16 protein-coding genes and 1 pseudogene are annotated in these 18,654 nt (G+C 69.8%); 4 read left to right on the top strand and 13 right to left on the bottom strand.

The window, feature by feature from the left end; all coding sequences use genetic code 11:
* Positions 1-37 precede the first annotated feature (37 nt).
* Positions 38-742, top strand: coding sequence for a site-2 protease family protein (locus tag OG494_RS44245; protein ID WP_328459206.1), 705 nt, complete (start codon positions 38-40; stop codon positions 740-742).
* Positions 743-751: 9 nt separating this feature from the next.
* Here OG494_RS44245 and OG494_RS44240 read toward each other — a convergent pair whose 3' ends face one another.
* Genes OG494_RS44240 through mshB form a run of 3 tightly spaced genes read right to left on the bottom strand, consistent with a single transcriptional unit; the run spans position 752 to position 2,773 of the window.
* On the bottom strand, positions 752-1,546 hold the full coding sequence (locus tag OG494_RS44240) for a hypothetical protein (RefSeq protein ID WP_328449177.1): 795 nt from the start codon (positions 1,544-1,546) through the stop codon (positions 752-754).
* Positions 1,539-1,931, bottom strand: coding sequence for a hypothetical protein (locus OG494_RS44235; RefSeq protein WP_328449175.1), 393 nt, complete (start codon positions 1,929-1,931; stop codon positions 1,539-1,541). The genes OG494_RS44240 and OG494_RS44235 overlap by 8 nt, the downstream gene beginning before the upstream one ends.
* On the bottom strand, positions 1,928-2,773 hold the full coding sequence (mshB, locus tag OG494_RS44230; protein WP_328449173.1) for an N-acetyl-1-D-myo-inositol-2-amino-2-deoxy-alpha-D-glucopyranoside deacetylase: 846 nt from the start codon (positions 2,771-2,773) through the stop codon (positions 1,928-1,930). The genes OG494_RS44235 and mshB overlap by 4 nt, the downstream gene beginning before the upstream one ends.
* A 113-nt stretch (positions 2,774-2,886) precedes the next feature.
* On the opposite strand from mshB, the gene OG494_RS44225 reads away from it, so the two are divergent.
* Complete coding sequence (locus OG494_RS44225) at positions 2,887-4,665, top strand: ABC transporter ATP-binding protein (RefSeq protein ID WP_328449171.1); 1,779 nt, start codon at positions 2,887-2,889, stop codon at positions 4,663-4,665.
* Between the two features lie 112 nt (positions 4,666-4,777).
* Here OG494_RS44225 and OG494_RS44220 read toward each other — a convergent pair.
* From OG494_RS44220 to typA, 6 genes and pseudogenes are all read right to left on the bottom strand, one after another.
* Positions 4,778-5,676: pseudogene (locus OG494_RS44220) on the bottom strand (ABC transporter permease); the annotation flags it as partial.
* Positions 5,677-5,757: 81 nt separating this feature from the next.
* On the bottom strand, positions 5,758-6,687 hold the full coding sequence (locus tag OG494_RS44215) for an ABC transporter permease (RefSeq protein ID WP_328449170.1): 930 nt from the start codon (positions 6,685-6,687) through the stop codon (positions 5,758-5,760).
* On the bottom strand, positions 6,680-7,696 hold the full coding sequence (locus OG494_RS44210) for an ABC transporter permease (protein ID WP_328449169.1): 1,017 nt from the start codon (positions 7,694-7,696) through the stop codon (positions 6,680-6,682). Before OG494_RS44210 ends, OG494_RS44215 begins: the two co-directional genes overlap by 8 nt.
* A 191-nt stretch (positions 7,697-7,887) precedes the next feature.
* Positions 7,888-9,696 carry an ABC transporter family substrate-binding protein gene (locus OG494_RS44205; protein ID WP_328449168.1) on the bottom strand — a complete coding sequence of 603 codons (1,809 nt, stop codon included), beginning with the start codon at positions 9,694-9,696 and terminating at the stop codon, positions 7,888-7,890.
* Positions 9,697-9,981: 285 nt separating this feature from the next.
* The gene (locus tag OG494_RS44200) at positions 9,982-11,718 is read right to left on the bottom strand and encodes an ABC transporter family substrate-binding protein (protein WP_328449166.1); all 1,737 of its coding nucleotides are present in this window, start codon (positions 11,716-11,718) and stop codon (positions 9,982-9,984) included.
* A 365-nt stretch (positions 11,719-12,083) separates the two neighbouring features.
* Positions 12,084-14,009, bottom strand: a complete 1,926-nt coding sequence (gene typA / locus OG494_RS44195) for a translational GTPase TypA (protein ID WP_328449164.1) — start codon at positions 14,007-14,009, stop codon at positions 12,084-12,086.
* Between the two features lie 193 nt (positions 14,010-14,202).
* Here typA and OG494_RS44190 point away from each other — a divergent pair, with 193 nt between their 5' ends.
* Entirely contained in the window at positions 14,203-14,361 is a 159-nt protein-coding gene (locus tag OG494_RS44190) for a hypothetical protein (RefSeq protein WP_328449162.1), read from the top strand.
* Between the two features lie 48 nt (positions 14,362-14,409).
* On the opposite strand, the gene OG494_RS44185 is transcribed toward OG494_RS44190, so the two are convergent.
* Positions 14,410-14,709, bottom strand: coding sequence for a YciI family protein (locus OG494_RS44185; protein ID WP_328449160.1), 300 nt, complete (start codon positions 14,707-14,709; stop codon positions 14,410-14,412).
* Between the two features lie 172 nt (positions 14,710-14,881).
* Here OG494_RS44185 and trpS point away from each other — a divergent pair, with 172 nt between their 5' ends.
* On the top strand, positions 14,882-15,847 hold the full coding sequence (trpS, locus tag OG494_RS44180; protein ID WP_328449158.1) for a tryptophan--tRNA ligase: 966 nt from the start codon (positions 14,882-14,884) through the stop codon (positions 15,845-15,847).
* 61 nt (positions 15,848-15,908) lie between these two features.
* On the opposite strand, the gene OG494_RS44175 is transcribed toward trpS, so the two are convergent.
* The 3 genes from OG494_RS44175 to OG494_RS44165 all read right to left on the bottom strand — a co-directional run bounded on the left by OG494_RS44175 (position 15,909) and on the right by OG494_RS44165 (position 18,596).
* Positions 15,909-16,298: a (deoxy)nucleoside triphosphate pyrophosphohydrolase gene (locus tag OG494_RS44175; protein ID WP_328449155.1), complete on the bottom strand. Its 390-nt coding sequence runs from the start codon at positions 16,296-16,298 to the stop codon at positions 15,909-15,911.
* Between the two features lie 271 nt (positions 16,299-16,569).
* Positions 16,570-17,880, bottom strand: coding sequence for a sensor histidine kinase (locus OG494_RS44170; RefSeq protein WP_328449154.1), 1,311 nt, complete (start codon positions 17,878-17,880; stop codon positions 16,570-16,572).
* A complete protein-coding gene (locus OG494_RS44165; protein WP_328449152.1) occupies positions 17,880-18,596 on the bottom strand; it encodes a response regulator transcription factor in 717 nt (238 codons plus the stop codon). Before OG494_RS44165 ends, OG494_RS44170 begins: the two co-directional genes overlap by 1 nt.
* Positions 18,597-18,654: the final 58 nt, after the last annotated feature.

The following is an 18,654-nucleotide window of genomic DNA, read 5'->3' as shown; positions in this document are numbered from 1 at the left end:
CCTCGGCATCCTCGCCCTCACCGTCGCCGGTGGCGTGATGGCCGCCTTCGGCGACGTGACCACCGTTCTGGTCGGTGACCGCGATCCACTCCTCATCGCCGGCGTCGTGATCTTCGTCGCCGCCGGCTGGGTGGCCTCGCTGTCGCTGCACGAGTTCGGCCACGCGATGGTCGCCTACCGGGGCGGTGACGCGAGTGTCGCTCATAAGGGTTACCTGACGCTGGACGTCCGGAAGTACACCGATCCGGTCCTGTCGATCGTCCTGCCGTTGATCTTCCTCATCATCGGCGGCATCCCGCTGCCGGGCGGCGCGGTCTGGATCAACCGGGGCGCGCTGCGCTCGCGCGGGACGTCGTCGTGGGTCTCGCTGGCGGGGCCGCTGAGCAACCTCGCGGTCGGCGCGGCGCTGACGCTCGTGGTGGCGCTGGTGCCGATGGCGGGCGGCCTGGTCGTCGCGATGTCCTACCTGGCGCTGCTGCAGGTCCTGACGTTCATCCTGAACATCCTCCCGATCCCCGGCCTCGACGGCTGGGGCGCGATCGAGCCGTACCTGCCGCCGCAGGCCCGCGCGTTCGGCGCCCAGGTGCGCCCGTGGGCCCCGATCATCCTGTTCGCGATCCTCTGGTTCTTCACCCCGGCGAGCACGGCCCTGTGGGACGGCGCGTTCTGGATCTACAACAACCTGGGCGGCTTCGAAGAAGGCGCCCGCGCGGGCGCCAGCGTCTTCCGCTTCTGGAACTGACGCGCCGGGTCAGCGGGCGGGCGCCTGTTCCGTCAGCCAGGTGTGCGCCCGCTTCCAGACCTCCTTCAGCCCGGAGCGCTCGCCGAGGTAGTCGCCCGCCGCGCCGACGACCGGGAGCATGCCCAGCGCGCGGTGCACGAGGTTGCCCCGCGGCCGCTTCTCCAGCTCTCCCGTGATGCCGATCAGGCCGCGGCCGAGGCGCCACAGCGTCCCGGCGGCGGCCTTGATCGTCGCCTTGCCGTGTTTCTTCTCCGACGCCGTCAGCTCTTCGGTCAGCCTCGCGGCTTCCTCGGCCTCGGCGGCTTCGTCGTGTTCCGGATGCTTGCCCGCCGCGAGGTCGGGATCGATGTCGCGCTCGAACAGCACCGACGCGATCAGCCGGACGCGCGTGCCGACGTCGGTGACGCCGTACTCGCCGGCGATCGCGCACAACAGCAGCCCCTGGGACGCCGCGCCGAGTGTGTCCTGCACCGGGAGCCGGTCGGCCAGCGCGCCGCCCAGGCCGGGGATCGACGTCAGCAGCGCCGTGAAGCGGCCCACGCGGTTCATCCACCAGCTCGAGCGGTCGTAGCCGGTCATCCGGCCCCACGCGGCCGTGCCGGGGACCTTCACCGACGTCAGCCCGTGGATCAGTTTCGCCTTGAGCCCGGACTCGACCTCGGCGAGGTCGTCCTGCTCCCGCCGGTCACGCGCCTGCAGCCCGAACGGGTCGGACTCGCGCAGCGCGTCCAGCATCGGGCCGCACGCCCGGACGAACGGCCGCAGCACCGCCACGACCTGCTTGTCGGAAATCGCCTCAGCCACGTCCCGGTTTCCTTCCCGCCGCCCGTCCCAGCCCACCGCCGAGCACCATCGCGCCGGGAAGCGCGCTCGCACCGAGCAGCAGCAGCGCCCGCCAGTCCTGGATCAGCACCAGGTCGCCGCCCGGACCCAGCATGCCGAACCCGAACACGACGAGCACCCACACGACGAGGGGTACCCACGAAAGAGACGGCCGCACCAGCTTGGCCGTGGCCGACACCAGCCACGGGGTCGTCACCGCGCCGACCAGCACCGTCACCGGCAGCGGCAGCACGCCGAGCCGCAGCGGCAGGAAGAACAGCTCCAGCACGCCCAGCAGCACGGTGTCGAAGGCGAGCAGGAGCAGGAAGGCGATCTGGGGCCCGGTCAACCGGTCCGGCGTGGTCACAGTCCACCGAACAGGTCGCCGGCCGCGCCCTCGGCCGGGCCGTGGGCCAGCACGAAGTAGTCGTGTGCCGGGATCGGCTGGGCCAGCTCGTTGGTCAGCGCGAAGTGCGGGACGGCGCCCTCGACCACGGTCAGCTGCGTCGCGTGCGCGCGCAGTGCCGCGAGCTTCGACGGCAGGTGCGCGGCGACGTCGAGGACCGTCGTGATCTCTTCGTCCGGGGTCACCGGCAGCTCGGCGTCCGGCGGCACCGGGAAGAGGGACGTCCCGTCCGCGCGCAGCTCCGCCAGGCCGGCGCGGACGGCGTCACGCGAAGCGACCGTGTGGAACACCCGCGCGACCGACGACGCCCGCGGCGCGGCGGCCATGGTGATCTCGTGGGCGCGGATGTGGTCGGGGTGGCCGTACCCGCCGAACGCGTCGTAGGTGACGACGACCTGCGGCCGGACCTCGTCGAGGATTTCCGCCAGCTGCGCGGCCTGCTCTTCGAGGGCGCCACCGGCGAACGCCCGCGGGTGGGACGCCGCCGCCGTGCCCGCCATGCCCGAATCGCGCCACCGGCCGATCCCGCCCAGGTAACGATGTCGCGACACCCCCAGCGCGGCGCACGCGGCCGTCAGCTCGCCGACGCGGTAACCGCCGAGCTGGTCGGCGGCCCAGGCCCCCAGCCCGGCCAGCTCCGGCAGCTCGCGGACGATCTCGCCTTCCTCACCGAGCGTGCAGGTCACCACGGTCACCTCGGCGCCTTCGGCGGCGTATCGTGCGATCGTGGCGCCGGTGGTGATGCTCTCGTCGTCGGGATGGGCGTGGACGAGCAGCAGCCTTCGCGGTACCGGAGAGATCACGGGTTGAGCGTAATTCCCGTGCTCCGACCTTAGTCGGGGACACCCTCGGTTATCCTCGCGCGAGTCGCGACCGCCGCGTCGCGATGGTCTGTACCCCCACGAAGGGCATCTTGGTGAGCACTGAAGCAACTTCGGCGAACGTCGCCGACGTGTCGGGATCCGTTCTGTCCATCTCCGACCTGAGCGTCTCGTTCCCGACCGAAGACGGCGTCGTCGACGCGGTCAAGGGCATCGGGTTCGACGTCAAGCCCGGCGAGATCGTCGCCGTCGTCGGTGAGTCCGGGTCCGGCAAGTCCGTCACGTCGATGTCGGTGCTGGGCCTGCTGCCCAAGACCAGCCGCATCGCCGGCGAGCTCCGCCTGGGCGAACGCAACCTGGCGGAGCTCAAGGAAAAGGACATGCAGAAGATCCGCGGCAACCAGGTCGCGATGATCTTCCAGGAGCCGATGACGGCGCTGAACCCGGTCTACACGATCGGCTGGCAGCTGCGCGAGGCCCTGCGTTCGCACCAGGACATCTCGAAGGCCGCCGCCGACAAGCGCGCGGTCGAGCTGATCGACCTGGTCGGCATCCCGAACCCGGCGCAGCGGTTCAAGCAGTACCCGCACCAGCTCTCGGGCGGCCTGCGCCAGCGCGTCGTCATCGCCATGGCGATCGCCTGCGACCCGAAGGTCATCATCGCCGACGAGCCGACCACCGCGCTCGACGTCACCGTGCAGGCGGAGATCCTCGGCCTGCTGCGCAAGCTGCGCGACACCCTCGACACCGCGATCGTGCTGATCACGCACGACATGGGCGTCGTCGCCGACATGGCCGACCGCGTCATCGTGATGTACCAGGGCGAGATCGTCGAAGAGGCGCCGGTGCGCGAACTGTTCGCCTCGCCCAAGGAGGACTACACCCGGCGGCTGCTCGCCGCGGTGCCGGTCCTCGGCCAGCGCCCCGAGGGGCGCCGCCTGCTCGACACCGGGATCGACGCCGACAGCACCGAGGCGGCCAAGATCGCCGAGGACATCCGGCTGGCCGACGCCGAGCTGGAAGCCGTGATCGAAGAGGCCGCACCGGCCCTGGAGATCAAGAACCTCGTCCTCGAGTACCCGGGCCGCCGCGGCCAGGGCAAGAACCGCGCGGTGGACGACGTCTCGCTGACCATCGCCAAGGGCGAGATCGTCGGCCTGGTCGGCGAGTCCGGCTCCGGGAAGTCGACCGTCGGCCGCTGCGCCGTGGGCCTGCTCCGGGCCACCCAGGGCACGATCGCGATCGCGGGCAAGGACATCACCACGATGTCCGCGAAGGAAATCCGCCCGCTTCGCCGGTTCTTCTCGATCGTGTTCCAGGACCCGGCGTCCACGTTGGACCCGAAGATGACGATCGGCGAGTCGATCGCCGAGCCGATGGTGCTGCACAAGGTGCTGGCCGGCAAGGAGCTCTCGGCCCGCGTGCGCTCGCTGCTCGACAAGGTCGAGCTGGGCGGGCACTACATGAACCGCTACCCGCACGAGCTCTCGGGCGGCCAGCGCCAGCGCGTCGCGATCGCCCGCGCGCTGTCGCTCGACCCGGCGCTGCTGATCGCCGACGAGCCGACCTCGGCGCTGGACGTGTCGGTGCAGGCCCGTGTCCTGGACCTGTTCCTCGACCTGCAGCAGTCGCTGCAGTTCGCGTGCCTGTTCATCAGCCACGACCTCGCCGTGGTCGACCTGCTGGCCGACCGCGTCGCGGTGATGCAGTACGGCAAGCTGGTCGAGGTCGGCACCCGCGACCAGGTGCTGCACTCGCCCCAGCAGGAGTACACCCGGCGCCTGCTGTCGGCGGCCCCGGTCGCCGACCCGGTGCTGCAGGCCGAGCGCCGCGCGGCCTGGGAAGCGGGCCGGCTGGCGCCGGTCGCCGACTGACGCTCCCGTAGACACGTCGAAGGCCGCCACCCGGCTCGGGTGGCGGCCTTCGACGTTCCTGGGGCCCGGGTTCGCTCTCACTCTGCTTCCACTGCGTGGGCCCCGGGTGTCAGCCGACCCGGATGCGGGGGTCGAGGATGCCCATGCCGTGCCAGGTGAAGACCGTCTCCGTGATGATCGCGCCGGTCACCGTGGCGCCGAAGTTGACCGAGAACAGCGTCATCACGGGATCAGCGCGTTGCGGAACGCGTGCCGCCAGATCACGCGGGTGTTCGTGGCGCCCTTGGCGCGCGCTGTGCGCACGTAGTCGGCGTCCAGCACCTCCAGCATCGACGCGCGCTGGAAGCGGCTGTAGGCGGCGAACGTGATGGCCATGATGGACAGTGTCGGCAGCAGGAACGCGCCGACGTACTTCGCGAGCGCGTCGCCGACGCCGGTCGCCGAGAGGCTCTCCGGGCTCGTCGTGCGCAGCCACGGGTCCCCGAGGACGTCCGCCAGCCCGAGGTCGCGGACCCAGATGTTGGCGCGGATCGCGTAGCCCTTGAGCACGATGGCGACGCAGAAGATCGGCATCGAGAACATCAGGAACGCCAGCGTCGTCGCGATGTAGTCCCAGAGGGAGTACTGCTTGACGGCGGCGAGCACACCCACCAGCACCCCGAGGACCAGGGCCAGCACCGACGCCGCGAGCACCAGTTCGAGCGTCACCCGGAACGCCGCCAGCACCTTCGGCGCCACCGGCTGGAGCGCGTTGCCCTGCGCGACGGAGATGCCCCAGTCGCCGGACAGGAAGTGGCCGAGCCAGGTGAAGTACCGCGCGAAGACGGGCTGGTCCAGACCGAGCCGGTGCTCGGTGTCGGCGATCGCCTGCGCGCTGATGCCGGGTTTGCTCCGGAGCTCCCCGAGCGGGTCGCCCGTGTTCGCGACCATGACGAAGCAGAGGAACGTGCCGACCAGCAGGACCGGGATCGAGACGAGCAGCCTGCGGACCACGTACACCACGAGATTCATCCGAAACCCCCAGGTCCGGCGGTTCTCGCGGCAAACGGCCGCGGGGGTGACCGGAATCCCGGTCACCCCCGCGGCGCGTGGTCAGGCCTTCATTCTCCGCTGACGCGGGTCGAAGGCGTCGCGAAGACCGTCACCGATGAAGTTGATCGTCAGTGAAATCAGCACGAGCACGATGAACGGCCCGAAGAACAGCGCCGGCCGCGTCTGCAGCTGGGCGTAGTTCTCCAGGATGACGCGGCCGAGCGAGGTGTCCGGCAGCTGGACACCGAGGCCGATGAACGACAGCGCGGCTTCCGCCAGCACGGCCTGCGCGACCGCGAGGGTGGCGTTGACCGTGATGCTGCCGACCATGTTCGGCACCAGGTGCTTGAAGATGATCCGGAACGTGCCGGCGCCCGAAGCGCGAGCGGCGTCGACGAACTCCCGCTGCGACAGCGACATCGCCTCGGCCCGGGTGATCCGGGCGACCTGCATCCAGCCGAAGGCCGCCAGCACCAGCGCCACGATGTACCAGGCACCGCCGCCGAACACCTTGGCGAGGATGGCCGCCGCGGCGATCTGCGGGATGATCAGGAACAGGTCCGTCACGCGTGAGATCGCCGAGTCGGTGAAGCTGCGCAGGTAGCCCGCCAGGGCGCCGAGGACGACGCCGACGAAGGTCGACAGGACCGACACCGTGAGCGCGATCAGCAGCGAGAACTGGGTACCGCGCAGGATCTGCGACACCATGTCCTTGCCGACCTGCGTGGTGCCCAGCGGGAAGTCCCCGTTCGGCTTCGCGAAGGACGGGAAGGAGCTGTCCTCGTAGCTGTGCGGCCAGAAGATCGGCATCAGGATGCTGAGCAGGATGATCAGCACCAGCACCGCGGTCGAGGCCATCGCCAGCTTGTGGTGCAGGAACTTGCGCAGGACGAGCTTGCCCTGGCTCCGCGGCTCGGGCAGGGCCTCCGGCGGCAGCGTGCCGTCGGCGGTCGCGGTTTCGCTCGCGAGAAGTGAGTTCAAGTCAGCCAACGCGAATCCTCGGGTCCAGGATGCCGTACATCAGGTCGGCGATCAGGTTGGCGACGACCACGCTGGTGGCGATGACCACGAGCCAGCCCATCAGCACCTGGGTGTCGTTTTTCGTGACGGCTTCCACCAGCAGCGTGCCCATGCCGTGCCAGTTGAAGACCGTTTCGGTGATGATCGCCCCGGCGAGCACCGAGCCGAAGTTCACCGAGAACAGCGTCGTCACGGGGATCAGGGCGTTGCGGAACGCGTGCCGGAAGATGACCCGGCCGTTCCCCAGGCCCTTGGCGCGCGCGGTGCGCACGTAGTCCGAGCTCATGACCTCGAGCATCGAAGCCCGCTGGAAGCGGCTGTACGCGGCGAAGCTGATCGCCATGATCGAGAGGGTCGGCAGCAGGTACGCGCCGACCGTACTGGTTATGAAGTCCCCGACGCCGTCGGTCTTCAGCTGCTCCGGGCTGATCGTGCGCAGCCAGGGATTGCCGAGGACGTCGGACAGGCCCAGGTCCCGCACCCAGCCGTTGATCTCGATCGCGTAGCGCTTCAGCACGATCGCGACGCAGAAGATCGGCATCGAGAAGAGCAGGAAGGCCAGGGTGGTCGCGATGTAGTCGATGATCGAGTACTGCTTCACCGCGGCCAGCACACCGACGATGATGCCGATGATCAGCGCGAGGATCTCGGCGCCGACGACCAGCTTGAGCGTGACGGCGAACGCGGCCGTGACCTTGGGCGCGACCGGCGCGAGGGCGTTGCCCTGCGCGATCGAGGTGCCCCAGTCACCGGACAGGAAGTGCCCGAGCCACGTGAAGTAGCGCGGGATGACGCCCTGGTCCAGCCCCAGCTTGTGGGAGAGCGCGTCGATCGCGTCCTTGCTCATCAGCGGGTTGTTGCGGATCTCGCCCAGCGGGTCACCGGTGGCGGCGACCATCACGAACGACAAAAAGGTCCCGACCAGGAGGACGGGAATCGATATCGCCAGACGGCGAAGGATGTAGATCACCAGGTTCAACGAACTGCTCCTCATCCGGGCCTGGTCGTCAGAAGTGCGCTGGACCGCTACCCGGTTGTCTACCGTAGTGGTGGTAACCCTACGGTCAACAGCTACTTCCGGTGGGTACCGGGGCCCGGCTCGTGGCCGGGCCCCGGTACCTCCCAGGTCATCTGGAGCGAGGGGAAAGAAGCGTCAGGGCGCTAGCCCCGTTACTTCTTCTCCCACTCGCCGGCGTTCCACAGCACACCGTTGTACGACTGCATGTACACCCGGTCGATGCCCTTGAACGCCCACATGGACGGCGTCTGGAACAGCGGCATGGTCGCGTACTTGTCGGCGATCGCCTTGTCCGCGGCCTGGTAGTTCTGCAGCTTGCTCTGCTCGTCGGTCGCCTTCACGGCGGCGGTGAACGCCTCGTCGATCTTCGGGTCGCAGAGGTTCTGGTAGTTCTGGTCACCACCGTTGGTCGGGCAGACGTAGATCGAGCGCGACTGCGACTTGAACGGCGCCGACGACCAGCCGAAGAGGGCGATGTCGTAGTCACCGGTCGAGACGCGGCCACCCTTGAGGAAGTTGGCGTCGGTCTCGTCCTTGACCTCGATACCGGCCGCCTTGGCCTGCGAGATGATGATCTCGACGGTCTGGCTGCGGCGCGCGTTCTGGTTGTGCGTGATCTTGAACGAAGCGCGCACGCCACCCTTGGCGAAGATGCCGTCGGCACCCTTCGCCCAGCCGGCGTCGGTCAGCGTCTTCGCCGCTGCCTCGGCACCCAGCCCGGCCTTGCTGCCGTACAGGTCGGTGTAGCCCTCTTCACCCTGGAAGAACACGATCGAGTTCAGCGGGGCCGCGTCGGCCTGGACTTCCTTGAGCAGCTTGTCGGTGATGGCCTTGCGGTCGACCGACTCGAAGAACGCCTTGCGGAGCGCGTCGTCCTTGAAGATGCGGTTGAACTGCAGGTCGAGGTGCTCGTAGGTCAGCTGTGCGGCCGACCCGTAGGTGACACCCTGCGCCGAGAGGCCCTTCATCGTCTGGGCCGCGGTGGCGTCCGGCTGGGTCGACGCCGCGACGTCGATCTCACCGTTCTGCAGCGCGGTCGCCATGGCCTTGGTGTCTTCCATGGCGCGGACGATGATCTTGGCCGGGCCGCCCTTGCCGCCGGCCCAAGCCGGGTTCTTGACGAGGGTGACGGCCTTCTGGTTGGCGTCGAACGCGTCGATCATGTACGGGCCGGAGGCCGGCATGAGCGCCTTGTCGAAGCCCTTCCACTTGTTCGTCCAGAAGTCGCCGGCCTTGGACAGCTGGGCCGGGTCACCGGTCGGGGCCAGCTTGGTGATGTCCGCGATGCCGGTCTGCTTCTCGAGGATGTGCGCCGGCAGGATCGAGACGCCGCTGAACAGGCCCTTGTAGTCGAGGTACGGCTCGCTGTAGTCCGTCTCGAAGGTCAGGTTGTCCTTGCAGGTGGCGGTCTTGATCTTGTCGTAGCCGGTGGTCGACGCCGCGTTGAACGGGTTCTTGCCGTCCGAGCCCTTGGCCTGGCCGCTCTGCGAGAGCCAGTTCAGGTACAGGTCGTGGCAGTCGAAGGCCGCGTTGTCGGACCACTTGATGTTCGGCTTGATCTTGTACGTGACGACCTGCGGGTCCTTGGAGGTCACGTCGACCGAGTCGAACATGTCGTTGTTGAGCAGCACCTTGTTGTTGCCGTCGAGGACGAAGGAGTCTTCGAGCACGGCCGTCAAGATGTACGTGTTGTACGAGCTGTTGGTGTCCGGGGTGTTGTTGTTGTACCCCGAGTACCCGTCGTCGATCCCGACCGTGACGGTGCCGTCCCAGCCCTTGACGTCGGCGAGCTTGAACGAGTCACCCGTCTCGGCTTTGCCGACAGCCATCGACTTGACGTCGGTCGACGACCCGTTCTGGTCCGTGCTGCCCGAACCCGAATCGCCGCCGCTGCAGGCGCTCAGCAGCAGCGTGCCCGCTGCGACGAGCGACAAGGCGGAGACTGCTTTGGTTCTCCTCATGAAGTGTGCCCTCCTAGCACTGAGCCCTTGAATTGTGACAAGGACCCACACCGCTCCGGTTTGGTGCCGGAGCCTACGACACGCCAAGCGACACTCAACTGGCGCACTGCGGGTGCACGCTAGAAAGGAAAAGCACCGACAGTCACCAGTTCAGGGTCGATCGTGACCAAAGGGTGACTTCCAGTGGACATCCAGAAATACGACGGTTACCTCATGGAATCAATGGCTGCCACCCGAAGGCGTCGGTGAAGATCACTCGGTAGTACTGAATGCGTAGCCGAGTGATTACTTCGGGCCGCGAGTCCAGTTCACGGCGGACCCGAACGGGCCCACCATGGGGGGACCCGGCGTGACGCCCGAGATACCCGATCCGATCGCCAGGGTGTCAGCCATCTGGAACAGCGGGATCACCACGTTCTGACGCCAAAGTTCAGGCTCAAGGGTGGTCAGGGCCTCGGCGATCGGCGTGGCGCCCGACAGCGCGGCGTCGATCGAGGGCTGCAGGGCCGGGTCGCAGAAGCCCGCCGAATTGCCCGGAACGACCGGTTTTGCCGTGTCCCTCCCCGAAGCGGTCTGCTCGAGCCGGCAGCCGAAGGTCGACGCGAGCACCGATGCCGTGTCGCCGCCGACCGCCTGCGGCACGACCGCGATGTCGATCCCGACGTTGCCCGCCGAGTCCCCGGCCGGCTGCTGGACCCCGCTGACCACCGGCATCGCGAGCAGGCCGCTGAACAGGTCCCGCGGCTGCGGCGTGATCGCGTTGACCTCGATGCCCTGCGCGGTCAGCTCGCCGGTGAGCTCCTTGGCGATCGACGCGTACGGCTCCTGGGTGCCGGGCGAGGCCACGACCAGCGACAGCGCCTTGCCGTTCTTGCGCCAGGTGCCCGCCGTCTTGGTGTAGCCGGCCGCCTTCAGCGACTCCTCGGCCTTCGCGACGTCCGGCGCGGTCGGCGGGCCGGGCGGGATCGTCGCGGTGTACCCGGCCACCGACGGCGCCTTGACCTGGGCGTCGGCGTGCAGCGTCGCCGACGGCCCGCCGTTGACACCCTCGGTGATCAGCTTGGGGCGGTCGAGCAGGGCGGCGACCCCGGCCCGGACCTGCGCGTCCTGCAGCGTGGCGCTGACCGGCCGCAGCAGCACGTCGGCGACGAGCGGCCGGGCCACGGTGTGGAGCTGGACGGCCGAGCCGAGCTCGCCGAGCAGCTTGAGTTCGTCCCCGGTGGTCCGGGCCAGCGCGAACTGGTCGTTGCCGCTGCGCAGCGCGGCCAGCAGGGTGCTCTGGTCCGACCGGCGCAGCACGATCCGGTCGATCGCCGCGGGCTTCTCCCAGTAGCGCTCGTTGCGCTCGAGGATCACCTCGCCGCGGGCGGTGTCGAGGCTCTTGATCGAGAACGGGCCGGCGATGGCCGGGAAGTTCGAGGCCAGGGCGCCGCGCCAGCCGTCGGGGGCGTCCTTGAGCAGGTGGGCGGGCAGCAGGTCCGAGAACAGCGTCTGCCAGCCGGGGTACGGCTTGGCGAAGGTGACCTCGACGCGCTTGCCGCCTTCGCGGGACTGCAGGTCGGTGATCTGCCGGTAGCCGGCCGGGCCGATCACGCCGGGCTGGTCGCGCATCTGGGTGCGCAGGTAGTCGAAGTCCTCGGCGGCGATCGGCGCGCCGTCGGACCAGGACGCGTCCGGCCGGATGTCGTAGGCCACGACGAACGGCTGCTGCGAGAGCACCTCGGCGGACTTCATCAGGTTCTTGTCGAGCAGGGTGGCGCCGTCGTCCTTCTGGCGGAACACCGAGGGCAGCAGCAGCTGCGAGAGCGCCGAGGTCACCTGCGAGGAGTCCGCGAGGTTGTGCGGGTTGTACCCGCCGAGCACGTCGTCGACGCCGACGACGATCTGCGACGGGGTCTTGCCGGTGGTCGAGACCGGCGCCACCGACGTCGACACCACCGGGGGTGGCGGGGTGTTCGAACAGGCGGCGAGCACCACGGCCGCGAGTGCCAGTACCGGCCCCGCCTTGCGATTCACCCGCACGCCCTGTTCCTTCCGGATTCTCGCCGATCGGGGCAGCCATGCTCCCATGACCACCTCCGCCGCCGGAACCGAGATTCCCATACCCGGATCGGCCGGGTCCGGCGCCCCATCGTGGCGCTATGGAAAAGGACGCGCGGAGCACCGTCCGGGTTCCCGGACCGTTCCGGAACGGCGGAACGAACACGGCCCGGACACGGGACGGCGCCGGGCGGAGGTGAACACCAGGCGGTCCGCCTATAAAGATATAAGGAGAAGGTACGCGAATTCGGTGACGCTGGGGCGGGGTATTTCCGACACAGGGTCACCTGCGGACGCGAAAAGGGCCTCCCGGCCGATCGCCGGGAGGCCCTTTTCGCGTTGTCGGATCAGACGTTGTCGCGGCTCTTGGCGCGCGAACGCTCCTTGGCCCGGGTGTTGATGTCCAGCGTGACCTTGCGGACGCGCACGACCTCCGGGGCCACCTCGACGCACTCGTCGACCGAGCAGAACTCCAGGGCCTCTTCCAGGCCCATCTTGCGCGGCCGGGCCAGCGTCTCCATCACGTCGGCGGAGGACTGACGCATGTTCGTCAGCTTCTTCTCCTTGGTGATGTTGATGTCGAGGTCCTCGAAGCGCGGGTTCTCGCCCACGACCATGCCCTCGTAGACGTCGGCGCCCGGCTCGACGAAGAACGTGCCGCGGTCGGCCAGCTGGATCATCGCGTACGCGGTGACCGGGCCGGTCCGGTCGGCGACCAGGGACCCGCTGTGGCGGGTGCGGATCTCGCCCGCCCACGGGAAGTAGCCCTCGAACACGTGGTTCGCGATGCCGGTGCCGCGGGTCTCGGTGAGGAAGTCGGTGCGGAAGCTGATCAGGCCGCGCGACGGGAGCACGTAGACCAGCTTGATCCGGCCGGTGCCGTTGCCGCTCATGTCCTCCATGCGGCCCTTGCGGGACGCCAGGAGCTGCGTGATCGCGCCGAGGTGCTCTTCCGGCGAGTCGATGTAGAGGCGCTCGAACGGTTCGTGCAGCTTGCCGTCGATCGTGCGGAGCACGACCTGCGGCTTGCCGACGGTCAGCTCGAAGCCCTCACGCCGCATCTGCTCGACCAGGATGGCCAGCGCCAGCTCGCCACGGCCCTGCACCTCCCAGGTGTCGGGGCGCTCGGTCGGCAGCACGCGGATCGAGACGTTGCCGATCAGCTCGACGTCGAGGCGGGCCTTGACCAGCCGCGCGGTGACCTTGTCGCCGCCGTTGCGCCCGGCCAGCGGCGAGGTGTTGACGCCGATGGTCATCGAGATGGCGGGCTCGTCGACGGTGATCCGGGGCAGCGCCACCGGGCTCTCGGAGTCGGCGAGGGTGTCGCCGATGGTGATCTCCGGGATTCCGGCGATGGCAACCAGTTCGCCCGCGCTGGCCTCGGTCGCCGGGACGCGGGTGAGCGCCTCGGTGACCAGCAGCTCGGAGATCCGGACGTTCTGCACGGTGCCGTCTTCGCGCATCCAGGCCACGGTCTGGCCCTTGCGGAGCCGGCCGGCGTGGATGCGGATGAGCGCGATGCGGCCGAGGAAGTTCGACGCGTCGAGGTTCGTGACCAGGGCCTGCAGCGGCGCGTCCAGGTCCGCGGCGGGCGGCGGGACGTGGCGCATCAGCGTCTCGAACAGCGGGTCGAGGTTCTCGCTGTCGGGCAGGCCGCCGTCCTCCGGCTGCGCCAGGCTCGCCTTGCCGGCGCGCGCGGAGGCGTAGACGACCGGGAGGTCGAGGATGGCGTCGAGATCGGCGTCCTCGATGTCGCCGGCCAGATCCAGCAGCAGGTCGTGGGTCTCTTCGACGACCTCCGCGATCCGCGCGTCCGGCCGGTCGACCTTGTTGACCAGCAGGATCACCGGCAGCTTGGCCTCGAGGGTCTTGCGGAGCACGAAGCGGGTCTGCGGGAGCGGGCCCTCGCTGGCGTCGACCAGCAGGACCACGCCGTCGACCATCGCCAGGCCGCGCTCGACCTCACCGCCGAAGTCGGCGTGGCCGGGGGTGTCGATGACGTTGATGGTCACCGAACCCTCGGGCGTCTGGCGGTGGATCGAGGTGTTCTTCGCCAGGATGGTGATGCCCTTTTCGCGCTCCAGCTCACCGGAGTCCATGACCCGGTCGACGAGCTCGGCGCGCTCGGCGAAGGCGCCCGACTGCCGGAGCATGGCGTCGACCAGCGTGGTCTTGCCGTGGTCGACGTGGGCGACGATCGCGACGTTGCGCAGGTCGGGCCGGGTCTTACCGGTCGACCGGCCGGTTTCGACGGTAGCGCTGGCTGCGGGCACGCGAAGACTCCTGAACTTCAAAGGTGTGGGTGGCCGCGTAAGCCCGTTCGGCATCCTGTGACCGGCTCTGGTCACACGCGGACCTCACCAAGGATACCTGCACCCCCATTGTGAGGAGCCCCACGCCCCAAGATCGGTTAGGCTCTCCTAATCTGGAGAGCCGGACAGCGTCGCCGATCCGAGGAGCTCACGCGTGGGCAAGAAGCCACCGGACGACCCGCACAAGGTCGTGCGCAAGCTGATGAAAGCCGGCAAGGTCAAGAAGAAGTGCTGCCGGTCCAAGCCGCGCTGCAAGAAGTGCCCGGTGCTGGCGCTCAAGAAGGCGAAGGCGAAGCTCGACCTCGCGGCCTGACGCTCCGGGGCCTCAGTGCTCTCCGGGGACTCAGCGCTCTCCGAGGACTCAGTGCGAGATGGCCTCGTTGAGGTCCCGCAGCTCCGGCGCGGTCTTGGTCGGCGAGAACGGGATGACCTCGTACTTCGCGAGGTGCCGCACCGCGAAGGGGTCGCTCGCCAGGATCGCGTCGAGCTTCCCCTGCGACATCGGCCGCGTGATGATCACGCCGCCGACGCGCGGCTTCCGCGCCCCGGACGCGAGGAAGAGGCCGCGCTCGTACTGCGCCTCCAGCCACGCCACGTGGTCCGGCAGCGCCAGGTCGACTTCTTCGATCGGGGCGGTGTAGGTCAGCAGTACGACGAACATGGTTACGACGGTAGACCCGCTCGGTTATAGTCACCGCATGTTTGCGCAGACGTCCCAGTGGTGGCCGCCCTCGGCGGCCCACTGACCCTGCGCTGAATCCAGCAGCGGCCGCCCCGGACGGGCGGCCTTTTTCGTGCCTTCGCCGGGGTGGTCCCCGTCGAAAGGACCCACGATGAGCAAGCTGTCCGGGATCACCCCGTCCGGTCACGTCCACCTCGGCAACCACCTCGGGGCCGTCCGCCGCTGGGCCGCCGAGGGCGGCCCGGACGACCTCTACTTCGTCGCCGACCTGCACGGCATGACGACGTCGCACAACCCCGCCAAACTCCGATCCTTGGCGGGTGAGCAGCTCGCCGTCCTCATCGCCGCCGGCATCGACCCCGAGCGGGTGTTCGTCCAGTCCGACCTCGCCCGCGAGCTGGGGGCGCTGACCTGGGTCCTGGAGTGCACCTGCAACTACGGCGAGGCCGCCCGGATGATCCAGTTCAAGGAGAAGTCCAAGGGCCAGGCCGGGGTGCGGCTGTCGCTGCTGACCTACCCGGTGCTGATGGCCGCGGACATCCTGCTGCAGGGCGCGCGGGAGGTGCCGGTCGGCGAGGACCAGCGCCAGCACGTCGAGCTGGCCCGGACGCTGGCCAAGCGGTTCAACGGCACCTACGGCGACGTGTTCACCGTCCCCGAGGCCGTGCTCCCGCCGGCGGGCGCACGGGTGAAGGACCTCGCCGACCCGACGCGCAAGATGTCGAAGTCGTCGCAGGACGGCGCGGGCGTGGTGTTCGTGCTCGACGAGCCCGACCAGATCCGCCGCAAGATCCGCCGCGCCGTCACCGACGGCGGTTCGGTGCCGGTGCACGCGCCGGACACCCGGCCGGGCATGGCGAACCTGCTGGAGATCCTCGCGGCCTGCCGCGGCGGGTCACCGGCCGATCTGGCCGACGAGTTCTCGTCGTACGGCGCGGTGAAGGACGCCGTCGCCGACGCGGTGATCGAACAGCTGCGGCCGCTGCGCGAGCGCGCGTTGACGCTGCTCGGCGACGTCGCGGAGCTGGACCGGGTCCGCAAAGCGGGCGCGGCCCGGGCCGCCGAGCGCGGCTCGCACCGCCTCTCGGCCGCGCTGCGGATGATCGGCGCCAGTTGAAGAGGTCCGTGAAGGCCTCCTTGAGGGACTCTGAGTCCCTCAAGGAGGCCTTCACGGACCTTCAGGAGAGCAGTTCCCGGAAGGCCGGGAGCAGGATGCGGTCGGCGGGCAGCCAGTCGACGTCGTCGAGGTCGTCCGGGCCGAGCCACTGAACGGCCAGGTGTTCGACCGCCCGCGGCTCGTCGCCCGGCGAGACCAGCGAAGCCGCGTAGATCCGCAGGATCTTGTCCCCGGGCAGCGGGATCTCCTGCCCGACCCGCGCCCCGACCTCGATCACGACGTCCAGCTCCTCGCTGCACTCGCGAGCCAGGGCGAAGGCGTCGGACTCACCGTCCTCGACGCGCCCGCCGGGCAGCTCCCACTGCCCCGCGTGCCCCGGCGGCCAGGCCCGCTGCTGGGCCAGCAACTTCCCGTCGCGCACCAGGGCGGCACCCACGATCACACCGTTCACAGCCCCGGAATCTACCCGGAAGCCCGGACGCGACCCGCGCCGTGTCACCCCTCCAAACACGCGAGTCGACCCTCTGGCACGCGAGCCGACCCTCCAGACACGCGAGCCGACCGTCTGGGCACGCGAGCTGACCCCCTGGGCACGCGAGCCGACCGTCCAGGCACGCCGACCGACCCTCCGAGAACGCAAGCCGTCCCCCCGAGGCGCGCCCTCCCAACAGCCGCGCGCATCAGTCGTGAGTGTTTAGGCGGGTTAGAACCGCCCTAAACACTCACGAGACCGGCGCCGAACGCCAGATGACCTGGAACCGCGCGCCCCCGTCCGGGGACTCGCCCACCTGGACCCGCCCGCCGCGACGGCGGACCGTCTCGGCCACCATCGCCAGCCCCAGGCCGGTGCCGCCGGTGATCCGGGCGCGGTCGTCGGACACCCGGTAGAACCGGTCGAAGACCTTCTCGCGGTGCTCCGGCGCGATCCCGGGACCGTCGTCGTCGACCACGACCCGCACCGACGAGCGCGACGCCAGCACCGAGACCACGATCTCCCCGCGCGCGTAGCGGCAGGCGTTGCGCAGCAGGTTGTCGAGCACCAGCTCGACCTCGCCGTGCGCCGACCACGCCCAGGCCTGCGCGACCGCGTTGCTCACCCGCGTCTCCGGCGCCCCGGCCGGCAGCCGCGCGACCGCCGCGCGGACCTCGCTGACCAGCTCGACCGGCTCCGCGGGCGGCACCTCCCCCGCGTCCGAACGGGCCAGCGACAACAGCCCGTCGAGCAGCGACGAGAGCCGCTCGGCCTCCGTCAGGATGTCGCCCAGCGTCTCCTGGGACAGCTCCGGATCGGGATTGGTGACGGCGACCTCGGCCTGCACCCGGATCGACGCGACCGGCGAGCGCAGCTCGTGCGCCGCGTCGCCGGTGAACCGCCGCAGCCGCTCGCTCGCTTGCTCCTGCCGCTCCAGCAGCGCGTTGAACTCCTCCGCCAGCGCGCGCAGCTCGTCGTGCGAGTCCGGCAGCGGCAGCCGCGCGCCCGGCGGCAGCGTCCGCACCGTGCCCCGCATCCGCGCCACCGGGCGCAGCGCCAAGCGCACCACCAGCCACGTCGCCAGGCCCGCGACCAGCGCGCCGACCGACGCGACGACCACCAGCCACACCCCGCCGTAGTGCACGGCGGCGGAGAATCCGACGAGGCCCGCGCCGGCGACGACCAGCCGTTGCGTCCCGTCGGGCGTGCTGACGACCGCGCCCAGGTAGCGGGCGCCGTCCTGCTGCACCGGCTGCCCGGCCTTGAGCAGCCCGACGTCGGCACCGCCGAGCCCGCTCGGCGCGCCGCCGTCGACCGGCGTGCCCGAGATGTCGAGCACCCGGACGGTCACCGGGGCGGTGACCGGCAGGGCCCGGCCGGCGGCCACCTCGGCACCGGCCGGGCCGAGCGCGCCCGTCAGCTCGCGGTCGACCGAGTCGATGAGCAACGGCGAGAGCTTGGCCGCGGCCAGCGCGGCGAGCCCGAGCAGGCAGCCCAGGGTGATCGTCGCGGCCAGCACGGTGATCCGGGCCTGCAGGGACCGCCCGCGCCACCAGGTCATCACGGGGTGATGACCTCGTCGATCTGCGCGTCGGAGGCCAGGTAGCCGTGCCCGCGCACCGTCCGCAGCAGCGCGCCGGCGCCGACGGCGTCGAGCTTGCGCCGCACGTACCCGACGTACACCTCGACGAGGTTGCGCGTCACGGCCTGCTCCTCGCCCCAGACCGCGCGCAGCAGCTCGTCCTTGGTGACGACCGTGCCCGCGCGGCCGACGAGCACCTCGAGCAGCGCGAACTCGCGCGGGCTCAGCCCGACCTCCTCGCCGTTCCAGTGCACCTGCCGCAGCCCGCGGTCGACCTCCAGCGCGCCGAGCCGCAGTGTGCCGCGGCTGGCGTCCGGCCCGGCGCGGCGCAGCGTCGCGCGGACCTGCGCCACCAGCACGACGAAGGAGAACGGCTTGACGAGGTAACCGTCGGCGCCGAGGTCCAGGCCGTCGGCCTGGTCGACCTCGCCGTCCTTGGCCGACACGAGCAGCACCGGCGTCGTGACGCCGTCCTTGCGCAGCCGCTCCAGCACGCGGTAACCGGACAAGCCGGGCAGCATGATGTCGAGCAGCACGACGTCGAACGAGCCGGTGCTCGCCAGCTGCAGCCCGCTGGGGCCGTCCGCGGCGGTGACCACGTCCATCCCCTCCGCGCGCAGCCCGCGTTGCAGTGCCTTCCGCACGCCCAGCTCGTCGTCGACCACCAGCACCCGAGGTTTCACGCCTTTCATCATGGCGGGTTTGCGCAGGTCCCGCGGGATCTCTCAGCACGATCTCAGCCGCGGAGGGAGA

This window comes from Amycolatopsis sp. NBC_00438, assembly GCF_036026695.1.
Classification (GTDB): Bacteria; Actinomycetota; Actinomycetes; order Mycobacteriales; family Pseudonocardiaceae; genus Amycolatopsis.
The sequence above is the reverse complement of the archived record's forward strand: the minus strand, read 5'-3'. Positions and strand labels throughout refer to the sequence as shown.

Bases quoted from the DNA above. Each gene is read 5' to 3' on its own strand.
- OG494_RS44245 (WP_328459206.1), top strand. From the start codon at position 38: ATGGCCGCCTTCGGCGACGTGACCACCGTTCTGGTCGGTGACCGCGAT.
- OG494_RS44205 (WP_328449168.1), bottom strand. From the start codon at position 9,696: ATGAGGAGAACCAAAGCAGTCTCCGCCTTGTCGCTCGTCGCAGCGGGC.
- OG494_RS44185 (WP_328449160.1), bottom strand. From the start codon at position 14,709: ATGTTCGTCGTACTGCTGACCTACACCGCCCCGATCGAAGAAGTCGAC.
- trpS (WP_328449158.1), top strand. From the start codon at position 14,882: ATGAGCAAGCTGTCCGGGATCACCCCGTCCGGTCACGTCCACCTCGGC.
- OG494_RS44170 (WP_328449154.1), bottom strand. From the start codon at position 17,880: ATGACCTGGTGGCGCGGGCGGTCCCTGCAGGCCCGGATCACCGTGCTG.
- OG494_RS44165 (WP_328449152.1), bottom strand. From the start codon at position 18,596: ATGATGAAAGGCGTGAAACCTCGGGTGCTGGTGGTCGACGACGAGCTG.